Source organism: Gordonia sp. 11cp (assembly GCF_057767225.1).
The window spans coordinates 58,868-79,963 of record NZ_CM173437.1 but is presented as its reverse complement, the minus strand read 5'-3'; the positions used below and the strand labels follow the sequence as shown (position 1 = coordinate 79,963).

Here is a 21,096-nt window from a genome sequence, read left to right as displayed (position 1 = left end):
TCGAGGTCAGCGTGTGAGGAACGGGCGGATCCAGTCGGGCGAGACGTCGTGGGCCACGGCCGCCGCGGTCTCCTCCTCGACGTCGACGAGCGCGTAGTGCTCGGCGCCCGCGGCCGTGGCGAGGATCAGCGTGGTCACGCCGCCCCGGCGTTGGAAGAGCGACGTGCGGCTGGCCCAGCCGATCACGCCGTCCCGGTCGACGACCACGCGTTGCCGGGCGACGCTCGGCGGGGCGATGACCACCGAGCGAGCCGTCAACCGATGTCCGAGATGACGGGCGCGGACGACGCCGAGTGCGGTCGAGGAGAGGACTGCGACGACTCCCACCACGAGCCAGGGTGCCGGGATGGCGCGGGTGACGACGGCGATGCCGATGACGACGAGTGCGGCGGCCCCGCACAGGAATCCGCGGTTGAGGCGGCGCAACCGGGCGGTGGTGCCGTGTCCGACGAGCGGTGTGGTCAGCTCGGCCCGTTCGTGGGTGACGAGTCCCGCGACGCGCATGGCCTCGTCGATGGGTGCCGGCGGGAGCAGCAGCGGGTGTTTGGTGCTGCCGGTGGCGATCGCCTGCAGCCGAGCACCTTTCAGTGGCCGCATGAGTACCGGCTCGGTGAGGTGACTGCCACGGATACGCCGCTCGTCGAAGCTGATCGCGTTGGTGGTGAGCAGTCCGCGTTCGGTGCGCAGGGTCCCGTCGGGGTGGCGGAGGAGCCGAAAGTTCCAGTAGTTCAGGACGTACCCCAGGACCGACAGGACGCCGCCGACGATGATCACGAGGAGGCATGCCCCCAGGACGACGAATCCGATCGCGGTGTCGCGCACCGCGTCGACGGCGTCGCGCGCGATGCCGATCCCCTCGTCGAAGACCCCGGCGTCGTTGGCGATCTGCGCGGTGAGGCCGGCCGCGCCGGCGGCCAGCGCGAGCCCGGCGACCGAGAAGGGGGAGTAGCGCAGCCAGGAGGTCTGGAACCGGGCCAGCACCTCGGCTTCGGGTTCCGCGGCGGCCGGATCGTCGGGATGTGTCCCGTCGGCCGGCGATGACGGTCCCCGGTGGGTGCGCGTCGCCATCAGGTTGTCGTGCAGTGCCCGCGCCTGGTCCACGGGGAGAGCGGTGAGGACGACCGTCGACGACTCGTCGTCACCGCCGGTGCCGATCTTGACCTTCTGCAGTTTCAGCACGCGGTGCACCGGGGAGGCCGTGAGGTCGACACTGCGGATCCGGTCCCGGCGCGCGGTCGCGACCTTGCGGGTGATCAGTCCGCTGCGCACCCGGACGTGTTCATCGGTGACCTGGTAGCGCGTGGTCAGCCAGGGCACCACCGTCACGAACGGCACGATCACCGCCGTGGCGATCAGGGTGAAGAGCGGTGCGCCCGAACCGGCGAAGACCAGCGCGATCACGACCGGCACCAGTGAGGGCAGGAGTTCGACGGGTTTGACCGCCATCATCCACGGCGACAACCGGTGCCAGTCGTCGGGCCCGTCGACGGCGAACGGCTCAGGTCGCGTCATCGGTGAAAGCCTGTGTGCGGATGGTCAGGTCGGCGGCGGTCGTCCGCGCGACCTCGGCGTCGAGGCCGGCGATGTGGATGGTGCCGGCCGATGACGCCGTGGTGACGGTGAGCGTCGCCAGCCCGAGGAACTGCTCGAACGGGCCGGCCTCGGTGTCCACCACCTGTATTCGGGCGATCGGGATGATCACGCGGTGCCGGACGAACCAGCCCGATTGCGAGTACACCGCGTCGTCGCTGACCTCCCACCGGTGAAAACGGTAGCGCCACACCGGGACGACAGCGGTGTAGACGACGGCGAGCACGGCGATGAGAATGGCCCCGAGCACCGCGGCCCAACGCGCCTCGTCGACGACCACGGCCACGACGACGGCGGCGACGACGCCGAGGGCACCGAGGACGAGAGGGCCGATGCGCCACAGGGTCTTGGCGCGCGGATCGACCCGGTTCGCCGGCTCGCGCAGGGTCGGGTGTACCTCGGAGTGCGCCGGCAGCGGTGGATCAGATGAGGGGTCCATTGCCGTCAGTCTAGGTGTGGAAAAGCCGGTGTCGCCGTCGGACCGACGTCGCGCTAGGTGACCGTGATCCCGCCGTCGACGGGGAGTGTCTGGCCGGTGACGTATCCGGCGGCGGCCGAGGCCAGCCAGATCGCGGTGGCCGCGAGCTCTTCCCCGTGTCCGGTCCGGCCGAGCAGGACCCGTGGCATCTGGGAGTCGAGGTACCCCGGCTGATAGGTGTCGGTCATCTCGCTCTCGAAGAAACCGGGGGCGATGGCGTTGACGCGAATGCCCTTGCGCGCGCCCCACTGCTGGGCGAGATCGCGGGTGAGACCGATGACTCCTGCCTTGCTCGCGGCGTAGGCCGCCTGCGGCAAGCCGGCCGTGGTGATGCCCAGGATCGACGAGATGTTGATGATCGCGCTACCCGGCTGCATGACCCGCCCGCAGGCCTGGGCCATCCAGTAGGAGCCGTTGAGGTTGACGTCGATGACCCCGCGGAACTGTTCGGGTGTCTCGCGGGTCGCGGGGAATGCCGTCCCGACACCGGCGTTGTTGATGAGCACATCGACCCTGCCGAAGGTTTCCATCGCGGCGTCGACGACGCGCTGACACTGGTCGGGGTCGGCCACGTCGGCGGGCACCACCAGCGCCTTGCGTCCCAGCGCCTCGACCGCCGCGGCGGTGTCGGCGAGCTTCTCCGCCCGTCGGGCGGCGAGCACCACGTCCGCGCCGGCCTCGGCGAAGCCACGCGCGAACGAGACCCCCAGCCCGGACGAGGCGCCGGTCACGATGACCACCTTGCCGGTGGTGTCGAACAGATCCATCACGGACATCGTTGTCTCCCTTGGGTACTCGGCAAGACGTCCGACGCGGTGCGCCGGCCGGCAGGAAAAGGCGTCAGAACCAGGCGGGTTCGACGTCGAGAGTCGTGCGGTCGAGGGCGGTCAGCAGGTCGAGCTGGGGACCGGTCTTGGGGAGCTCATACCGGAAGAAGTACTGCGCGGCAGCACGTTTCCCGTCGTAGAAATCGCCGGTCCGGGTGCCGACCGCGAGGAGCTGCTCGAGCCACATCCAGGCGATCACGATGTGTCCGGCCGTCTCCAGGTAGACGGTCGCGTTGGCCAGTGACAGTTTGGGGTCGCCTGCCGACCAGATGTGCGCGGTCACCTTCATCAGGCGGTCCACCGCGGAGTGCAGCGCCTCGGCGTGATCGGCGAGTCCGTCGACCCCACGTGCGCGTCCGACGGTGGTCTCGATGGTCTGGGCCAGGCCGGCGAGTCCGGCGCCGCCCTGCATGATCACCTTGCGCCCGAGGAGGTCGAGTCCATGGATGCCGTGTGCGCCTTCGTGTATCGGGTTGAGCCGGTTGTCCCGGTAGTACTGCTCGACGTCGAATTCGCGGGTGTAGCCGTAACCACCGTGGACCTGGATCGCGAGGCTGTTGGCCTCGAGACACCATTGGGAGGGCCAGCTCTTCGCGATCGGGGTGAGCACCTCGAGCAACAGGTTCAACCGATCGCGTTCGGCGGGGTCGGCCGCGGTCGCCGCCTCGTCGACGAGGGTGCTGCAGTACAGCCCGAACGCGAGAGAGCCCTCGACATAGGACTTCTGGGCGAGCAGCATGCGGCGCACGTCGGCGTGTTCGATGATCGGGACCGGCTTGGTCGAGGGGTCTTTCTGGTCGACGGGCCGGCCTTGCGTGCGCACTTTCGCGTACTCGAGTGAGGCCCGGTAACCGGCGTAACCCAGTGCGGTGGCGAGGAATCCGACACCGATGCGCGCCTCGTTCATCATGTGGAACATGTAGGAGAGGCCGCGGTGCTCCTCGCCGACCAGGTAACCAACAGCGCCGGATGTCGGGTCGGCGGCGAACGTGCCGTCGCCGAAGTTGAGCAGGGTGTTGGTGGTGGCGCGGTTGCCCATCTTGTGGTTGAGGCCGACGAGCGCGACGTCGTTGCGGGTCCCGTCGGCGAGGTACTTGGGCACGATGAACAGTGAGATGCCCTTGACGCCGGGGCCACCACCGGGGATCTTCGCCAAGACGAGGTGGACGATGTTCTCGGTGAGTTCGTGGTCGCCGGCCGAGATCCACATCTTGGTGCCGGTGATCCGGTAGGTGCCGTCGCCTGCGGGTTCGGCCTTGGTGGTGATGTCGGCCAGCGACGACCCGGCCTGCGGTTCGGACAGGCACATGGTGCCGGAGAAGCGGCCTTCGACGAGGGGACGGACCCAGGTCTCGCGCTGCTCCTCGGTGGCGTATTCGGCGAGCAGGTTGGCGTTGCCCATGGTGAGGAAGTTGTACGACGACATGGCGGCGTTGGCGGCCTGGAACCACACGGCCGATGCCTGGCGGATGACGGTCGGCAATTGCATGCCGCCGAGTTCCTCGTCGAAGGAGGCGGAGATCAGGCCTGCCTTGCGGTACTCGGCGAGCCCGGCGACGATTTCGTCGGGTAGCACGACCTTGCCGTCGTCGCCGATGTAGGGCTCGTTGGCGTCGCCGATCTTGTTGGCGGGTGCGAAGCACTTCATCGCGATGTCGGCGCTGAGTTCGAGTACGGCGTCGAAGGTCTCGCGTGAGTGCGCGGCGAACCGGTCGCGCGAGGTCAGGGACTCGACATCGAGCCATTCGTACAGCAGGAACTCGAGGTCCCGGCGGGACATGGGTGTGCTCATCGCAAATTCCTCGTCGATCGGGCGGCGGGCGCCGGTATCTGAATGTCCGCCGCTCGTCCATCATGCCCCGGCCGGACCAGGACACGACGACACACCCCGGCTCGGCTCGGCGGCGGGCTGCGTGCGGACCGACGACGCGGTGCCTGGACGGCTACTGCACGCCGTCAGTAGACGCGAACGACCCGGACGGCAACAGCGGATCGTTGAGGCGCTGGGCGTACTGGTCGAAGTAGATCCGCGCGATCAGTTCGCGTCTGCTGCGGACGCCGGCCTTGTCGAAGATGGATTTCAGGTGATCCTGCACCGTGTAGGCCGACACGTGCAGGGCGGTGGCGATGTCCTTGGTGGCCACACTCTGCAGCACCATCTGGGTGACGTCACGCTCGCGGGCGGTGAGTCCGAACGCCTCGACGACCAGCGGGATGATCTCGGGCGGACGCGCTTCCTCGATCGTCACCACGACCTCGCCCACACGGCCGTCGGCCGACGACAGGGGAGATGCGTGGATGACGAGCCACATGCCCGAGGCGCCCCGCACCCGCAGACGCGGCGGAACGGTGGACTCACCCGAGCCGTAGCGGCGTGCGGCCCCGATCAGGCCGTAGATCGGGTTCATCACCGCCGCGCCGTTCGGGCCGGACGCGAGGTCGGCGATGCGTTCCTGACTCCCGGCACTCATCTGGACGATCTCGTTGTTGCGGTCGATGATGAGCACCGCCGGGCCGTGACCCGCCGCCGGTGACACGCTCGGTCCGCTTCGCTCGGGCCCGCTCACCACACTGCTCAACAACCCCACGCGGACGCCGTAGGCGAGAGTGCGGGAGAGCGATCCCAGGAAGGCGACCTCGTCCGCATCGAACGGCCGGCACCCCGCGCCGCTGCGGAACATCGCGATCCCGGCCCACGCCCGATCGCCGTCCCGCAACACGAGCCGGGCCTCGTCGTGGAAGCAGTATTCAGGAATCATCAACTGCGACATCCGGTTCGACCGTTCGGTTGCGCCCCGGTTGAGCAGATTGAGTCCGACCGCGTCACGCTTGGCGGAAACCATCTCCCGGAACGCCGACGGCTCGACCTGCCCGTATTCGAGGAGCCCCCAGTCCGGATCCCGGTGATCCTCGCCGAGAAGCGAACCGTATTTGCGGGCGCTGGTGAGCAGCACGGTGTTGGGATCGAAGGTGCCGATGCAGACCGCGTCGACCGGCACCGCGCGGCGCAGCGACGCGACGGTTTCGGCGAAGAAGTCGTCGAGACCGAGGCCGGCGTGGGCCACGACCTCGATGTCGCGACGCACACGCTCGGCGGTCAGACTCGATGTCATCCGACAATTGTGGCCGTGAGCTGCGGCGGATGTCTATCCCACAATAGTGGGGTCGCCCGGTCGGAGGACGCCGGTCGGATCGTGCCGCCGGCGGATGGTCTCCAACCGGGTTCGCTGGTCTGCCGACCAGAGCGCGTCGCGTTCGGCGGCGGTCCGCCCGGAGAGGTTCAGCAGAGCTCCGCACGAGTGGGCGGCGAGCGCCTGGTTCACGGCGGCGAGATGCTCACCGACCTGGTCACCCAACGGGCCCGCGGGCACGCCGATGGCGATGACGGAGAACGCGCCGTCGCGACCGACGACGGCGTTGGGCACACGCTGCGGCGCCCGCAACCGGCCGCCGAGGAGTCGGATCTCGACGATGGCCAGCGGGCTCGCCACCTGGGGGCCGGCGACCGCGAGCAATGCGTCCACGGCCGACGCCGGGAAACCGGTGAGCAGGCAGCCGCGTTCAGCGCTCGGCATCGGGCCGGGCGGGTCCATGTGCACCGCGTCGAGCGCGGCTGTCGGCAGGACGTCGACGTTCTCGAGCAGGACCGGCCCCGCCGATCGCATCGGCGCCAGCAGCGCGGCCGCAGTGGCCGGGTCGCCGGTGTGCGTGTAACGCACGTGGACGGCGAGTTGGCCCTGCAGGGGCGGGGGCAGGTTGGGGTCCGGCGGAAGCCGGAGGATGGCCACCGAGGTGCCGGCCTCCTCGGGCAGGGTCGGTGCCCACTCACGCCACGCATGCAGGACGTCGCCCGCCGACGAACCGGCGAAGAAGATCCCGCCGCCGTAGACCGTGGGCAGATCGAACAATTCGAACTCGAGTGCGGTGACGATGCCGAAGCCGTCGCGTCCGCCGAGCAGTGCCCAGAACAGGTCCGAACCCGCGGACGCGTCGACCGTGCGGACGATTCCATCGGCCGTGACGAGCTCGATCGACCGGACATGGTCGGCGGCGTAACCGAATTGCCGACCGAGGGGACTCAGGCCACCGCCGAGCGTGTACCCGACGACGCCCACCGACGACGAGGAGCCGACGAGCCCGGTGAGGCCGTGTGGCGCGGTCGCCGCGGCCACGTCGCGCCACCGCACGCCGGCGCCGACGCGAGCGGTCCTGGTGACCGGGTCGACGCTGATCTCGGTCATCCGGGAGGTGGTGACGACCACCGTGCCGCGGCCCTCGATGGGCGAACCGTGCCCGGTGGCCCGCGCGCTGACACGCAATCCGTTGGAGCGCGCGTACCGCACGGCGGCGGCGACGTCGGCGGCATTCGTCGCACCGACGACCACGTCGGCCGCCGGGATCGCCGCGAGGTTGAAGCCGGACAGTTCGCCCGTGTAACCCTCGTCGGCCGCGGTGAGGACAGGGCCGGCGACCGCGGACAGCAGGGCGTCGAAGTCGGTGGAGTCGATGGGTTCGGAGGTGATGGACACGATGGTTCCTTCGGGATCGGGGCGTGGGGATGAACGCTGTGCGTGTGTCGGTGGAGCGCCGGGACCGGCTGCTCCATGGGACTCAGAATGGCTGAGCCCCTTTTGTTCCCGCCATCCCTCGAACGCGGGAAATCCGCGCGCCAGAGTTCTGGGCCCGCGAGCGTCCCAGAATTCTGGGGGGGGGCGGCGGTCAGTCGACCCGACCCCGATGGTTGAGCCGGTACCGAGCGAAGCGACCCCCGCTGGTGAGCTGCCGTCGAACTCCCGCTGGTTGAGCCGGCATTCGACCCCCATTGGTCGAGCCCGCGCCCGACCCCCCGCTGGTTGAGCCGGCACCGAGCGAAGCGAGGAGCCGAGTCGAAGCCACTTGGTGACGTGACTCCCAAACCGGTAACTGTCTTACGTCCGACTGGCCACTGACTCGCCCCAGAAGCGATTCCCCACCAGTTCGAGCGAACCCAGAATCACCACTGTTCACCACATTTTCCGAAAACGAATGTGACTGGAGTTCATCACGGTCAACGGTCAAGGCACAGTCAACGAAATACACCGCACAGTCAACGGAATATGCTGCACAGTCAACGGTTTCGCGACATCTCGCCTGTGGAGATCCCTCGGAATCGAACGCATGTTCCGGTACCTTGGAGTCATGCCCGAGCTAGTCACTCTCCTCGATCAGCTCATCGAGACCACCCCGCCCGCCGACGACCCCACAGGCAGAGCGACATTCGACGCCCTTGAGACCCTGCGACTGATCCGGAACCTAGTCGATCACCAGATCGTCACCCACACAGCACAACTCGACAGCCTCGGCGTCGCACAGGGAGCCGGAAGCACCACCACGAAGTTGCTGATCGAGACCGGCCACGCGCCCGCCGCTGCCCACCGCACCATGCGAAGCGTCAACGCGCTGCCCGCGCTACCCACACTCGTTCGTCATGCTGCCGACGGAAGACTGGCCTGCGAGATGGTCGACGCCATCGTCCGCGGCTTGAACGAGATGGAGAGACGACGCCCCGAGCCCATTTCCGAAGACGAGCGCGCCCGGTACGAGATCGAACTCCTCGGCCAAGCACTCTCCGGTGCGACGCCGACGCAAGTGCTCAAACATGCTCGGGCCATCGGCAACAGGCTCATCGACGCCACCGACACCGGTATTCCCGCCGCCGACGACTCGTCGTTGAACACCGTCAACGTCCATGCCGCCGACGACGGCCGCATCGACATCCGCGTCGACGTCACTCAGATGATCGGCGAGAAGTTCTTGTCGATGATCGACGAACGCTCCTGCCCACGACCCGAACCCGACGGAGCCGACGACCGACGCACCGCCGACCAACGACGCGCCGACGCCTTCGAACTCATCCTCGACCAAGCCGCGTTGGGTGCGAGCATCGACAGCATCGGCTCCCCGCGGACGCAACTCATGCTGACCATCCCCGCCACTGGCGCCGACCCAGCAAACTTGCCGTGGACCGGATCTGTCAGCCATGCCAGCGCGAAACAGATGTCGTGCGACGGGTCGCTGACCGAAATCGTCCTCGACGCCGCCGCCTGACGCCACCCCCCCAGACCGCCAGACCTTTGCGTAGCACCTTCCGCACCCGGACCTCGTTCGGGACCGCAGTGGTCCTTTGACAACTCCACAGTGACGACTCGTTCCGATTCGGCACAGAAGTCGCCCCGCGAGGTCAGTCCGTCAGGGCCCGGTACGTGGCGGCTTCGAAGTCGAGGTATCCGTCGACCGACGCAGGATCGAAGAACGGGAAGATCTGCGTCGCCCAGAAGCCGCCGAGCCGGGTGTGGGGATCGATCCAGTAGTAGAGGTTGGCCAGCCCGGCCCACGACTGGGACCCGGCCGGGCGCCCGGTAGGCGCGTCGGCATCGTTGATCATGAACGGGTACGACCACGATTTCGGTGTGCCGGGGAAGAATTCGACGTCGTGGCTCAGCGGCGGTATCACTCCGGGGAGTCGTCTGACGGCGAGGTCCCCGATCTGATTGCGTAGCGCGAGCTCGACGGTGTCGGGGCGCAGGATCTGCTCCCCGCCGTCGGATAGGCCGCCGCGCAACCACATCCGCAGGAAGGTCAGATAGTCGGGGACCGTCGACCAGAGGCCCTGCCCGCCCATGTCGATCTCGGGGTCGGCGGGCTGTTCCCAACGGTGGTTGGGCACGAGCTCGCCCCGCTTGCGCATGTGGAGGACGGCACGTCTGCTCCGGGCGTCGTCGGAGAGCGCGAAGCCGGTGTCGGACATGCCGAGTGGGGCGAGGACCCGCTCGTGCATGGCCTCGCGGAGTCGACGCCCGGCGACGGCCTCGATGACCTGTCCGACCCAGTCCAGGCCGGAGCCGTACTCCCAGTCCGTGCCGGGGTCGAACAGCAGGGGGGTTCGCAGTGACGCCCCGGTCGCCGTGGCGACGGCGGGCACGCCGTGGTCCGAGGTCAGTCGGCGGTAGGTCTCGTTGAAGAAGTCGTAGCCGAAACCGGCGGTGTGCGTGAGCAACTGGTGTGTCGTGACATCGGAGGCCGGCGGGCGGAGGCGGGGTTGGCCGTCGTCGTCGAAGCCCTCGATCACCTGCAGCTCGCCGATGTCCGGTACATAAGAACGCGCCGGTGCGTGGAGGTCGAGGTCCCCGTCCTCGACGAGCTGCAGCGCCACCGTCGCGGTGACCGCCTTGGTCGCGGAGAACAGTGCGAACACCGAGTCGACGGTCATCGGCTGGGGGTCGTCGAGGGCACGTACGCCGGCCGCGCCCAGGAACACCGTCTCGTCGTCGGTCGTCACGCCCGCGACCACACCCGGGACCCGCGGATCGCCCTCGGTGCGCGCCGTCAGGATCGGAGCCACCGCCTCGGCGAGGAGGTCGGAACGGACGGTGCCCGGGAGTCGGGTGTTCATGTGACGGCTTCTCCTCATCGACGTGGTTCGCGACCGGCGCCGACGAACGTGCGAAGCCGTTCGAGGGCGAGGGACAGGTCATCGGTGGATGCGGCGTAGGACAGCCGGACGTATCGGTCCGCGGCCGCGACCCCGAAGTCATTGCCCGGGGTCATGGCGACGTGGGCTTCGGCGAGCGCCCGGTCGCAGAACTCGGTCGACGTCAGCCCGGTGGAGCTGACGTCGAGATAGACGTAGAACGCGCCGTCGGGGATGACCGGCACATCGAGACCGATGTCGGCGAGTCCGTCGACGACGAGTTGCCTGCGCCGCGTGAACTCGCGGCGGTTGTGTTCGGCGACCGCGAGCGAGTCCGGGGTGAAGCACGCCAACGCCGCGTACTGCGACGGTGTCGGTGGGCACACGTAGAAGTTCTGCGCCAGCCGTTCCAGCACTCCCACCAGTTCGTCGGGGACGATGCACCATCCCAGCCGCCACCCGGTCATCCCGAAGTACTTGGAGAAGCTGTTGACCACCACGGTCTGGGCGATCCCTGGCGACTCGGTGGCCAGGACGCTGCGCGGCGGCCGCCCGTCCGCGGCGGGATCGGACAGGCCGAGGTAGATCTCGTCGACGATCGACCATCCGTCCCGCGCGGCAGCCAGGTCGCACATCGCCACGAGTTCCTCGTAGGGCATCGACGTGCCGGTGGGGTTCGACGGCGTCGCCACGATGACCCCGCGGGTGGAGTCAGTCCACGCCTCGTCGACCTCGGCGGTGGTGAGCTGGAACCGATTGGCGGGGGTCGTCGGCAGGAGCCTCACCCGCGCGCCGAAGGCGTGCGCGAACTGGCGGTTGCACGGATAGGACGGGTCGCCGATGAGGACCTCGTCGCCCGGGTCGATCAGTGCCGCGCAGGCCATCAGGAGTGCCGCCGACGCGCCCGCGGTGACCGCCACCCGCGCCGGGTCCACCGGGGCCCCGAAATGGTGGCCGTAGAAGTCCGCGATGGCCTCCCGCAATTCCGGTAGTCCGAGGGCGCCGGTGTACGCCAGCGACCGCCCGGTCGCCTCGCGGGCTGCGGCGAGGACCGCAGGCGGCGCCCCGAAGTCGGGCTCGCCGATGTTCAGTTTCACGACGGAATGACCGGCCGCCTCGAGTTCGGCGGCCCGTTTCGCGAACTCCATCGCCTGGAACGGTGCGATCCCTGCGGCGCGTCGAGAGATCCTCATGCGTCACATTGTGCGCGGCGCGGAATTCGCGGTCCGACCCGCACCACCCGGCGATCTCCGACCTCGACGGGCAGGATGTGGGGGTGCCCATCCCCGAATTCATCCGCGATCTGCGAGTACAGGTCGGTCACCGCGAACTCTGGCTGTCCGGCGTCAGCGTCGTCGTCCTCGACGACTCCGGGCGGGTGCTGCTGACCCGGCGCGTCGACAACGGGCAGTGGGCCGTCGTGTCCGGCGTCCTCGAACCGGGCGAGGAACCGGCGCGGGCCGCCCTGCGCGAGGTACGCGAAGAGACCGCGGTCACCGCCGAGATCGTCCGACTGACCAGTATCGACGTCACCCCGCTGATCACCTACCCGAACGGCGACCAGACCCGCTATCTCGACGTCTGCTTCCTCGCGCGGTACGTCGACGGCGATGCCCGGCCCGCCGACGACGAGAACTCCGACGTCGCGTGGTTCGCACCCGATGAACTGCCGTCGGATCTGACCGACACGTCCGCGCTGCGCATCGAGAAGGCCCTCAGCGGCAACGCCGAGGCCTGGTTCGCGCGGTAGGGGTTCCACCGGTAGGGGCTCCCTCAGGGAAGTCCCTGAAGTTCGCCCCAGAAGTGCCGCCGACCATCGCTTTCCGTCTTCGGCGAGCGCAGACTGGGCCCATGAGCACATCGACGAACACCACCGGCATGACCTTCTGGAAGGTCCTGGGAGTCATCGCGGTCGCGCTGATCGCGCTGGCCGTCCTCGGCCCGCTACTCGAGGGACTCTTCTGGATCGCTCTCATCGCACTCGCCCTCTACGGCGGCTACATGCTGTTCCGTTCGAACAAGAAGGGCACGCCGCCGACCGCCTACTGACCTCGGCCCTATCCCCCGAACAGCAGGTACAGGCCGAGGAACGTGTAGCTGACCATCGTCACCATCATGGTGAGCTGTCCGGTCAGCTGGTGCCGGCGGGGTAGGAGCCGCAACGACGCGTCGTGCGCCGCGGCGACTCCGAGCAGGTGTCCGCCGAGCACGAACGCCACCTTGAGTGTCACGGTGACGGTCGGGTGATCCGACATCACATAGACCGGGTGGGCATCGGTGAGCCACAACACATTCCAGCCCCGGCCGAGCGGATCGCCCAGCGCGAGGACGGCCTCCTGGCCTTGCTCGACCAGCGACTGCAGGTAGTGCGCGAGGATGTAGCCGATCACGATCGGGACGAGCGAGTGCGCCATCAGTCCCGGCAGGCGGCGTCGGAGGTCCGGTTGCACGCCGCCCACCGCACGGGCGGCCGTCCAGAACGTCACCGCGACGACACCGACGAACACCAGCAGACCGGCGGTCGCGTACAGCGTGGCGATCATCTGACTGCCGTCGGCTCCCTCGGCGACGAGGTCCTGCCACAGCGGGATCGCCGAGAAACTGTCGAATGCGGTGGAGCCGAGCAGGATCGCGAGGACCGTCACGGTGCCCGGGAGCACCGGCAGCGTGGGCAGCGAGTTCATCGGACTCCGCGCGATCACCCGGCCCTCGCTGTTCCGGGCGAATGGCGAGAGTCGCGACGCCACTGTGCTGTACACCGCGAACGGGTCCGCGTCCGCTGTCCAGCGCAGCCCGTAGACGACGCCACCGGCGAGCGTGATCACGAGATAACAGATCAGCCAGATCCGCACCGACGACACCGAACTCGGGTCGGGGGACGCCAGTTCCAGCCAGACGAAGGCGAACAGGCCCGCCGCCGCAGGCCACCACCCCAGCCGGCGCGGATAATCCGTGAGCCCGACGACTCGTGGGCCGGCGACCTTCCGGACCACCCGCAGAACGGTCCGGACCGGCGACAGCAGTCGCCAGACCGGTCCGAGAAGCGCCGACAGCACGGTCATTCCGACCCAGAGCAGCACATAGAATGCGCCGGGCAGGGGATTGTCGTCGGTGTCAGGCCCGAAGGCGGACACGATCAGCCACACCGTGAGAACCAGGGCGATGCCGCTGATCACGCCGCGAACCCAGCGGTTGTCGACGGTCCTCGTCACCCATGGCGGCAGCTCTCGACCGGCGTCCGGTCGCCCGTAACGTGGTGTGCGCCAGGCGAAGGCGATGACCGCGAACGAGATCGTCAACGCCCAGGCGCCGCCGATCAACACCGCGGTCAGCGGAACCGGCAGGTACTCCGAACCACCCAGCCCGTGGGCGAGCAGAGCGTCAGTCGGCCTCGCGGGCGGGGTCATCGGCCTCGTTCCGGGTCGGGGGAGCGGTGGGCTCGGGGTGGGTGGCGCGATCGGCAGCGGTGTCGTCGGGTGCGTCGTCGTCGGTGTCGTCCTCGTCCCCTCGGCGGCGGTCGATGATCGCGATCGTGACGATGACACCCACCACCAGGAACGCGGGGATCACCGCCGGCAGGGCCAGCACGAGTGGATGCGTTGCGAGGTGGTGGACGGCGGGGCCGGCCGCGGAACCGATCACGGCTGCGGCTGGAGTTCTGGCTTCCGCGCGCCCGAGGTCGCCTCACGCGCGTTCACCCGGCCGGCTCCCCAGGACAGCGCAGCGATGAGCAGGAGTGAACACACGAGCACCACCAGGGACGCGGCGCCGAACAGCCACGACGGGTAGTCGAAGGTGCGCTCGCGCTGCAGGATCGAGATCTCGGCGACGAACGGTTTCGTCGACGATTGCTGCGCGGGTTCACCTTCCGCACCGATGGCGGGGTCCGCCGGCAGGTACACCGGGACGCCGGCCATGGTGGTCCCGTCCTGCACGCGCAGGATGGTCTTCCACGAACCCGACACCGGCATCGGTTCGGTGGACCGGAACCGGTTGGGACCCACGCGCTCGAGCCGGTCGATGACGATGCCGCGGTCGTTGTCGATCCCGCCCTGCCAGGACATCAACGTGACCCACTCGGGGTCGTCGCTGAGCGCATCGGTGGGCTCGAGGAAGACCTCGGCCGTGACGTTCTGGTCGGCCGCCGCGTTCGGGCCGGCCGGGGTCAGGACGATGCGTGCAGTGGTGTCCGCGGGGACGGAAACCCGCAGTCCGTTGGCGACGGCGCCGCCGATCACCAGCACCGAGAGCACGACGGCGGTGACGCTGATCCAACGGCGAGGGAGTCGCTCGCCGACGCTGACGATGCCGAGCATTCCGCCGCACAGACCGGCGACGACGCCCACCGGGACGGCCATCATCAGTGCCTCGCCCCACATGCCGGTGACCCACGGGAACGGATAGGCCGCGGCGATCCACCAGGACTCGATCCAGAGTCCGAGAGTCGCGACGCCCAGACCGGCCACCGCGCCGAAGAGCACCCGGCGCTTGAGCAGCGGGGTCAGCGCAAGCAGTTCGACGACCACCGCCGCGCCCAGGTAGAGCGGGAACACGTTGATCGGCGCGCCCAGAGCCGGTCCGACGACGACGGCGACGACTCCTCGCAGCAGGATCGCGAACACCGCCGCGACGAGTGCCGCACCCGGCCCGAGGCTGATCCGGGCGGCGACGAGGGCGAACGCCCCGGCGCCGGCGATCATCATGGGCTGCAGGACGAGGCGGAACTGCTCGACGCCGAAGTCGTATTCGATCTGGAAGACCGACATGCCGATCACCAGGCCGCCGAACGCCAGGCAGCGGACGAGCCACTGACCCCGTCCGTCCTGCGGCGCATCCGGACCCATCGCGGCCCGGCCCTCACGGTCGAGGATCACGACAGCGATGAGCGACAGACCCGCACCACCGATCAGCATCAGGTGCGTCGGGCCCCACAGCGTGACGTCCTGGCCGAAGATCCGGTGCCAGACGTCGTCGAGCGGGAATCCGAGCAACGCGTAGAAACCGCAGCCGGCCAACAGGATTCCGCCGACCGGGGCGTACCAGTTGCGGGTGATCCGGATCGCCGAGCGGCCGGGTTTGTCGAACGGCAGGAACACCGACAGCATGCCGGAGATGAACAGCAGGAACAGGCCCACCAGGATGAAGTAGTGCGCGGGGTTCGCGAGCGGCCCCTCGTCGCGGCCGTCGCCGATGTGCAGGCTGACGTCCCAGAGAAAGCCGAACAGCGCGCAGATGATCGTGCTGGTGAACAGAAAGATCGGCAGGGCAGCCCACGGCGGGCGGTTCACGCGGCGCCCGGCCCACTCCGACAGCGTGGTCAGCCAGGTGATCTTACGAGTGCGGTGCAGGTAACCGATCCAGAGCAGACCGATCGACACGACGGCGGCCACCGCGGACATCAGGAAGACCTGGTCGAGAGCCGCCCCGCCACCTTCGGCGGCGAGATGTAGAGGCGTGACATCGGTTGTTGACATGGTCGAAGTATGCACAACCGCACCCGGGTACCGGAAGTGCTATGCCCAAACCGGCGGTCACGCCGGGCGGGTCAGCCGATGGGAACGCAGGACGAGGTCGTGCAGATCTCTTCCGGCAACTCGATCTCGGGGAGTCCGGGGATGGCCGGCAGTCCGGGGATGATCGGCTGACCGGGAGTCGCCGGTGCATCGGGACCCGGGGCCGGGGGTGTTGCCGCGCCGCCCGGCACCGTCACCCGGATCGGTGCGGCGACCGTCGGGGTCATGCCGGTCAGGGGCGGGTTCGTGCCCCAGAACTCCTCGGTGGCGCCCGTGCCCGGCGGCAACGTGATCGTGGTGCAGCCCCAGTAGATGTCGTAGGTGCCGTCCGGGATCGTCGTCGATCCGATGGGGGCGGGTGGCGTGCCCTGAGAAATTCGCAGCGGCAACGACTTCGACGACCCGGGGGTGATGAGCGCGCCGAGCTCCTCGGGGGTCTGGTACCCGAAGACGACGTTCGTCGGGGCGCCGCCCGCCGGGACGCCGACGATCTCGCAGCCGATGCGTTTCGCGGCCTTGTTCGTGACCGTCAGGGTGACCGAGTTCCCGGCCGCGGACGCTGTCGCGGTGACGTCGGTCGGCGCGGCCACGGCATCGGGTGTGTGGGCGGCGCCGATCGCCGCCGCGGCGCAGACCGCCAGGCCGGCGGTGACCTTTCGGACTCGGATGCTCATGCGGTTGTCCTTTCGCGTGGGTTCTGAGCCCGGGCCGAGCTCAACGTGCGGGGTGATCTCGGTCGAGACAATCGAGATGCATGGTCGTCGGTGTTCGCGGGATATCGCATTCCGGCGAATTCTCATGAATATGTGTCGAGTGAGTTTCTCACTGTGCTTCTGAATCGGCCGACCCATTTCATGGATATCGCCGGTCAATGCTCACCGAATCATTGTTACAGATCATCGGAATACCCGCAGAATGAGGGTGTACATCGAGATGGTCGTCTATTTCGCACGTTGCGGGTACGTCGACGTCGGATGGCGCGGAAGCGAACACCCGGTGGCCTCGGCACGGGATCGGTAATCTGACTCGCGACCCAGGACGACCGAACAGACCGGGGACACCATGCCGACGGTGATCGCGACCATCAGCCTCAAGGGCGGGGTCGGGAAGACCACGCTCACCGGGGGCCTCGCCGACTTCCTCGCCGGTGTCTTCGGCAAGAAGGTCCTGCTCGTCGACCTGGACGCGCAGACCAATCTGACGACCATGACGATCGGCCAGGAGCGTTGGCTCGCGTGCAACGCCAGGCGTCAGACCGTCGCCACGCTGTTCGCCGATGTGCTCGACGGCACCCGGACCTTCGATCTCGAGGGCAGCGTGCAACGCGATGTCTCGACCGTGAGTGGACTCACCGGAATCGACCTGCTGCCGTCCTCGCTGGACCTCATCGAGCTGGCCGAGGAGCTGAGCGCCCATCGGGTCACCGCCGACGACCACCTGGCGGCCGTGGAGGTCCTGCGGAGCGCGCTGGAACCGATCGCCGGGAATTACGACTACATCCTCATCGACTGTCCGCCCAATGTCGGACCGTTCAGCCTCAACGGATTGGCGATGGCCGCCGGCTATCTGATCCCGACCATCCCGGATGTGCTGTCCACCTATGCGATTCCGCACATCCAGCGTCAGGTCGCGGATTTCGGTGCCGAACTGGGACGCGACATCGTCGAACTGGGGGTCGTCATCAGCAAGTACCGGGCGTCGTCGGCTCTCCATCAGGACACGGTGCGGCGACTGCGGCGGGATGCCACGATCCAGAACGTCCTGCCGACCTATGTGCACGAGGGCAATGCGATCGGCGCGGCAGCCGACTTCACGTCCTGGCCCAGCCTGCACGCGAAATACGGTTACCACGGACACTACGAACAGCTCCGCGACCTCACTCGCGCGGTCATGGTCGAGGCCGGCGCCAAACTCTCCGCGACCCTCCCGAGTTCCCGCGTCCCATTCGGTCAACTGACGCCGAAGCCCAGCTCAAGCGTCTAAATTCGTCTCAGCCGACCGACCGGGCGGCGTCTCGATTCCTCCTCAAGGGGTTCCCACCATGCGTAAAGTCCACATCACTTCGGTTCTCGGCGCCGCGGCACTGGCCGTCGCCCTCACCGCGTGCGGTTCCGACGACTCGGACTCGGCATCGGCAGGCACCGACGCGGAGGCGACGGTGACCGTCGACGGTCAGGAACTGGAACTGGCGGACAAGACGGTCGGGTGCACGGACGCCGCCGGCAAGGTGACGATCGGGATCGGTGCGGGCTCGGGGGCCTCGGGTATCGGGGTCGTGCTGACGTCGGGCGATTCCCCCGAGGTGGAGTCCGTGGGTCTCGGCTCACTCGACGGAGTCACCCTGGGCTACCAGAAAGGCGCAGGCGGCGGCAGTGCAGACGTCACCAAGGACGGCGACACCTACACGGTGACCGGCGAGGCATCCGGTGTCGATCTCGCCAACCCGACCGAACCGGTCACGAAGTCGTACGAGATCAAGGTGACCTGCCCCTGAGAAGGATTCCCCGGTGCCGGGTCTCGATCCGGTGACAGGACCGGTCTCGATGTGTACACGTTTCTCTCGGTGCCGGTTTGAGCGTCGCCGTTCTGGGTACGTTGACGGATGTAGCAGATCGAACGATCTTGCGATCGGATGATTCGCTCATCGGATCAACGACGACCTCAGGAGGCAGTAATGCTGGGAATTGGCATCATCGCGTGGATCATCATCGGCGGATTGGCCGGCTGGATCGCCAGCAAGATCATGAAGACCGATGCACAGCAGGGGATCATCCTCAACATCGTGGTCGGTGTCATCGGCGGGCTCCTCGGCGGCTGGCTGCTGACCCTGTTCGGGGTCGACGTGGAAGGTGCCGGTTGGATCTTCAGCTTCATCACCTGTCTGGCGGGTGCGTGCATCCTGCTGTTCCTCGTCAAGTTGGTGACCGGGCGGCGCGGACACACCCGCGTCTGAGGTCACCCGGACCCACACCGCTCGACTCCGCCCCGGCCCGCGTTCCCTCGGAACGCCGGCGCCGGGGCGGAGTCGTGTCGGTGCCCGGTGCATGTGCGTACGTTGGATTGGGTACGAGGACATGGCGACCGCACAAGTGAGCAACCGAAAGTGAGCATCCAGTGACTCGAGTGGCGATCATCGGCGGACACGGCAAGATCGCACTGCGGCTGGCCCGGATACTGACCGCCCGCGGTGACGAGGTGACCTCGATCATCAGGAACCCCGAACACGCCGAGGACGTCGCGGACACCGGCGCCGTGCCCGTGGTCGCCGACGTCGAGACGCTCGACACCACCGGGATCGCCACCGCGATCTCCGGCCACGACGCGGTGGTGTGGACCGCGGGCGCCGGCGGCGGGGATCCGGCACGGACGTACTCCGTCGATCGTGATGCCGCGATCCGGTCCATGGACGCCGCCGTCCGCGCGGGGGTGCACCGCTACGTGATGGTGTCCTACTTCGGCGCGGGCCCCGACCACGGCGTGCCCGAAGACAATTCGTTCCACGCCTATGCGGAGGCGAAGGCGGCCGCGGACACGTATCTGAAGTCCACCGAGCTCCGGTGGACGATCCTCGGACCCAGCCGGCTGACCGACGAAACCGGGACCGGCAGTATCACTCTGGGTGGCGATCGGGTCGAGGGGGACGAGGTGAGCCGTGACAACGTCGCCCAGGTGGCGGCGGCCGTCCTCGACCATCCCGCCGCCGTGCACGAGGTGATCGAGTTCAACGACGGCGACACCCCGATCCTCGATGCCTTCCCGCGATCGTGAGGACCTCGGTCCTCCTGGGATCGGTTCCGGCCCGCGACATCCGGCGGACATCTCCGGCGTCCTGACCTCCCTTCGCGAGATCGTCGGCGATGCGAATGTCCTGACCGACGCCGACGCGACGGCGGGTTTCCTGACCGACTGGACCGGCCGGTACCGCGGTGAGGCCGACGCGGTCGTCCGGCCCCGCACCACCGGCGAGGTCTCGCGCGTGATCGCCGAATGCGACCGCTCGGGCATCCGGATCTGCGTGCAGGGCGGTAACACCGGGCTCGTCGGCGGTTCCGTCCCGCCGCCCGGTGACGGGACGACCGATCCGCGGATCGTGCTGTCGACGGTGCGGATGACCGACATCGACGAAGTGGACACCGTGGGCCGGTGCGTCGGCGTCCAGGCGGGCGCGACCGTCGAGTCCATCGACCGGCGTGCGGGGGAGTCCGGTCTCTCCTTCGGCATCGATCTCGCCTCGCGCCAGAGCGCGACCGCGGGCGGGGTCGTGGCGACCAATGCCGGTGGGACACGGATGATCCGCCGGGGCAACGCGAGGTCGCAGATCCTCGGGATCGAGGCGGTCCTCGCCGACGGCAGTGTTCTCCGCCGGTGGACCTCGCTGGTCAAGGACAACGTGGGATACGACCTGCCGTCCCTGCTCGCCGGCAGCGAAGGAACCCTGGCGGTGATCACCCGCGTCCTGTTCAGGCTCGTCACGCCGCCGACGGCCGCCACGGTCGCGGTCGCGTCGGTCGAGCGGGTCGAGAACGCCATCGACCTGATCGGCGCCGCGTCATCGGCGGGGCTGACCGTCGAAGCCGCCGAACTGATGACCGAAGCGGGTGTCGCACTCGTCTCCGACCACGGGCACCGGCGGCCGACCGCCACGCCGGGCCCCTACTACATGCTCGTGGAGCTGTCGGGGACCGGTGACATCGAGTCGGCGGCAGCCGAACTCCTCGCCGCCGCCCCCGGGATCATCGACGCCGTCCTGGAACCGGCGCCGGCCCGCGCGCTCTGGGCGGCCCGCGAAGGCCACACCGAGGCCATCGCCCGGTCGAGTTCGACGCCGGTCGTCAAGCTCGACATCTCGGTGCCCATCAGAGCACTGCCCGAGGCGTTCGCGGAACTGTCCCGAGTCGGTACGGACGGCGCGTTCCCTTGCCGGCCAATCCTCTTCGGGCACGTCGGGGACGGCAACATCCACGTCAACCTGCTCGACGTTCCGCCCGAGCACGCGACCGCGGTGACCGACTCCGTGTTCGGGATCGTGGCCGCCAACGGGGGCAGCATCAGTGCCGAGCACGGAATCGGGCGCGCGAAAGTGGCCTGGACGCACCTCGGCCGCGACGCCACCGACCTCGCGACCATGCGGGCGATCAAGGCGGCGCTCGACCCGCGGGGTCTGCTGAATCCCGGGGTGCTGTTCGGGTGAGCGCCGTGCCTCGGGCGGGAACCGCGCGGCGCGCACGGCGAGCGCGT

Annotated in this window: 19 protein-coding genes and 1 pseudogene; 8 read left to right on the top strand and 12 right to left on the bottom strand. The window is 68.5% G+C overall.

Annotation, left to right across the window (positions count from 1 at the left end):
• Positions 1–6: 6 nt before the first annotated feature.
• From AC3B6C_RS00350 to AC3B6C_RS00325, 6 genes are all read right to left on the bottom strand, one after another.
• Entirely contained in the window at positions 7–1,512 is a 1,506-nt protein-coding gene (locus AC3B6C_RS00350; RefSeq protein WP_488374515.1) for a PH domain-containing protein, read from the bottom strand.
• Positions 1,499–2,029 (bottom strand): PH domain-containing protein, encoded by a 531-nt coding sequence (locus AC3B6C_RS00345; RefSeq protein WP_055475580.1) that lies wholly within the window; start codon positions 2,027–2,029, stop codon positions 1,499–1,501. The genes AC3B6C_RS00350 and AC3B6C_RS00345 overlap by 14 nt, the downstream gene beginning before the upstream one ends.
• 53 nt (positions 2,030–2,082) lie before the next feature.
• On the bottom strand, positions 2,083–2,844 hold the full coding sequence (locus AC3B6C_RS00340) for an SDR family NAD(P)-dependent oxidoreductase (RefSeq protein ID WP_488374514.1): 762 nt from the start codon (positions 2,842–2,844) through the stop codon (positions 2,083–2,085).
• A gap of 64 nt (positions 2,845–2,908) precedes the next feature.
• Positions 2,909–4,687, bottom strand: a complete 1,779-nt coding sequence (locus tag AC3B6C_RS00335; protein ID WP_488374513.1) for an acyl-CoA dehydrogenase — start codon at positions 4,685–4,687, stop codon at positions 2,909–2,911.
• 151 nt (positions 4,688–4,838) lie between these two features.
• Entirely contained in the window at positions 4,839–6,008 is a 1,170-nt protein-coding gene (locus AC3B6C_RS00330; RefSeq protein WP_488374512.1) for a helix-turn-helix transcriptional regulator, read from the bottom strand.
• A gap of 33 nt (positions 6,009–6,041) precedes the next feature.
• Positions 6,042–7,424 (bottom strand): FAD-binding oxidoreductase, encoded by a 1,383-nt coding sequence (locus AC3B6C_RS00325; protein ID WP_488374511.1) that lies wholly within the window; start codon positions 7,422–7,424, stop codon positions 6,042–6,044.
• 628 nt (positions 7,425–8,052) lie between these two features.
• Here AC3B6C_RS00325 and AC3B6C_RS00320 point away from each other — a divergent pair.
• A pseudogene (locus AC3B6C_RS00320) lies at positions 8,053–8,970 on the top strand (DUF222 domain-containing protein); the annotation flags it as partial.
• 145 nt (positions 8,971–9,115) lie between these two features.
• On the opposite strand, the gene acmB reads toward AC3B6C_RS00320, so the two are convergent.
• Positions 9,116–10,327: a methyl acetate hydrolase AcmB gene (gene acmB, locus AC3B6C_RS00315; RefSeq protein WP_488374509.1), complete on the bottom strand. Its 1,212-nt coding sequence runs from the start codon at positions 10,325–10,327 to the stop codon at positions 9,116–9,118.
• Between the two features lie 14 nt (positions 10,328–10,341).
• Positions 10,342–11,538: a pyridoxal phosphate-dependent aminotransferase gene (locus AC3B6C_RS00310; protein ID WP_055475568.1), complete on the bottom strand. Its 1,197-nt coding sequence runs from the start codon at positions 11,536–11,538 to the stop codon at positions 10,342–10,344.
• A gap of 83 nt (positions 11,539–11,621) precedes the next feature.
• Between AC3B6C_RS00310 and AC3B6C_RS00305 the strand changes: the two genes are divergently transcribed.
• Both AC3B6C_RS00305 and AC3B6C_RS00300 read left to right on the top strand, forming a co-directional pair.
• A complete protein-coding gene (locus AC3B6C_RS00305) occupies positions 11,622–12,095 on the top strand; it encodes an NUDIX hydrolase (protein WP_488374507.1) in 474 nt (157 codons plus the stop codon).
• Positions 12,096–12,196: 101 nt separating this feature from the next.
• Positions 12,197–12,394 (top strand): hypothetical protein, encoded by a 198-nt coding sequence (locus tag AC3B6C_RS00300; RefSeq protein ID WP_010843904.1) that lies wholly within the window; start codon positions 12,197–12,199, stop codon positions 12,392–12,394.
• An 8-nt stretch (positions 12,395–12,402) separates the two neighbouring features.
• On the opposite strand, the gene AC3B6C_RS00295 is transcribed toward AC3B6C_RS00300, so the two are convergent.
• The 4 genes from AC3B6C_RS00295 to AC3B6C_RS00280 form a co-directional block, all read right to left on the bottom strand.
• Entirely contained in the window at positions 12,403–13,752 is a 1,350-nt protein-coding gene (locus AC3B6C_RS00295) for a hypothetical protein (RefSeq protein ID WP_488374505.1), read from the bottom strand.
• Complete coding sequence (locus AC3B6C_RS00290; protein WP_488374504.1) at positions 13,727–13,987, bottom strand: hypothetical protein; 261 nt, start codon at positions 13,985–13,987, stop codon at positions 13,727–13,729. Before AC3B6C_RS00290 ends, AC3B6C_RS00295 begins: the two co-directional genes overlap by 26 nt.
• Positions 13,984–15,819, bottom strand: a complete 1,836-nt coding sequence (locus tag AC3B6C_RS00285) for a hypothetical protein (RefSeq protein ID WP_488374503.1) — start codon at positions 15,817–15,819, stop codon at positions 13,984–13,986. Before AC3B6C_RS00285 ends, AC3B6C_RS00290 begins: the two co-directional genes overlap by 4 nt.
• A 71-nt stretch (positions 15,820–15,890) precedes the next feature.
• On the bottom strand, positions 15,891–16,532 hold the full coding sequence (locus AC3B6C_RS00280; protein WP_488374502.1) for a hypothetical protein: 642 nt from the start codon (positions 16,530–16,532) through the stop codon (positions 15,891–15,893).
• 388 nt (positions 16,533–16,920) lie between these two features.
• Between AC3B6C_RS00280 and AC3B6C_RS00275 the strand changes: the two genes are divergently transcribed.
• From AC3B6C_RS00275 to AC3B6C_RS00255, 5 genes are all read left to right on the top strand, one after another.
• Complete coding sequence (locus AC3B6C_RS00275) at positions 16,921–17,841, top strand: ParA family protein (RefSeq protein ID WP_055475563.1); 921 nt, start codon at positions 16,921–16,923, stop codon at positions 17,839–17,841.
• A gap of 58 nt (positions 17,842–17,899) precedes the next feature.
• Positions 17,900–18,352 (top strand): lipoprotein LpqH, encoded by a 453-nt coding sequence (locus tag AC3B6C_RS00270; protein WP_010843910.1) that lies wholly within the window; start codon positions 17,900–17,902, stop codon positions 18,350–18,352.
• 180 nt (positions 18,353–18,532) lie between these two features.
• Positions 18,533–18,811 carry a GlsB/YeaQ/YmgE family stress response membrane protein gene (locus AC3B6C_RS00265; RefSeq protein WP_010843911.1) on the top strand — a complete coding sequence of 93 codons (279 nt, stop codon included), beginning with the start codon at positions 18,533–18,535 and terminating at the stop codon, positions 18,809–18,811.
• Between the two features lie 161 nt (positions 18,812–18,972).
• A complete protein-coding gene (locus tag AC3B6C_RS00260; protein ID WP_014927741.1) occupies positions 18,973–19,626 on the top strand; it encodes an SDR family oxidoreductase in 654 nt (217 codons plus the stop codon).
• Positions 19,607–21,049 carry an FAD-binding oxidoreductase gene (locus AC3B6C_RS00255; protein WP_488374500.1) on the top strand — a complete coding sequence of 481 codons (1,443 nt, stop codon included), beginning with the start codon at positions 19,607–19,609 and terminating at the stop codon, positions 21,047–21,049. The genes AC3B6C_RS00260 and AC3B6C_RS00255 overlap by 20 nt, the downstream gene beginning before the upstream one ends.
• Positions 21,050–21,096 lie beyond the last annotated feature (47 nt).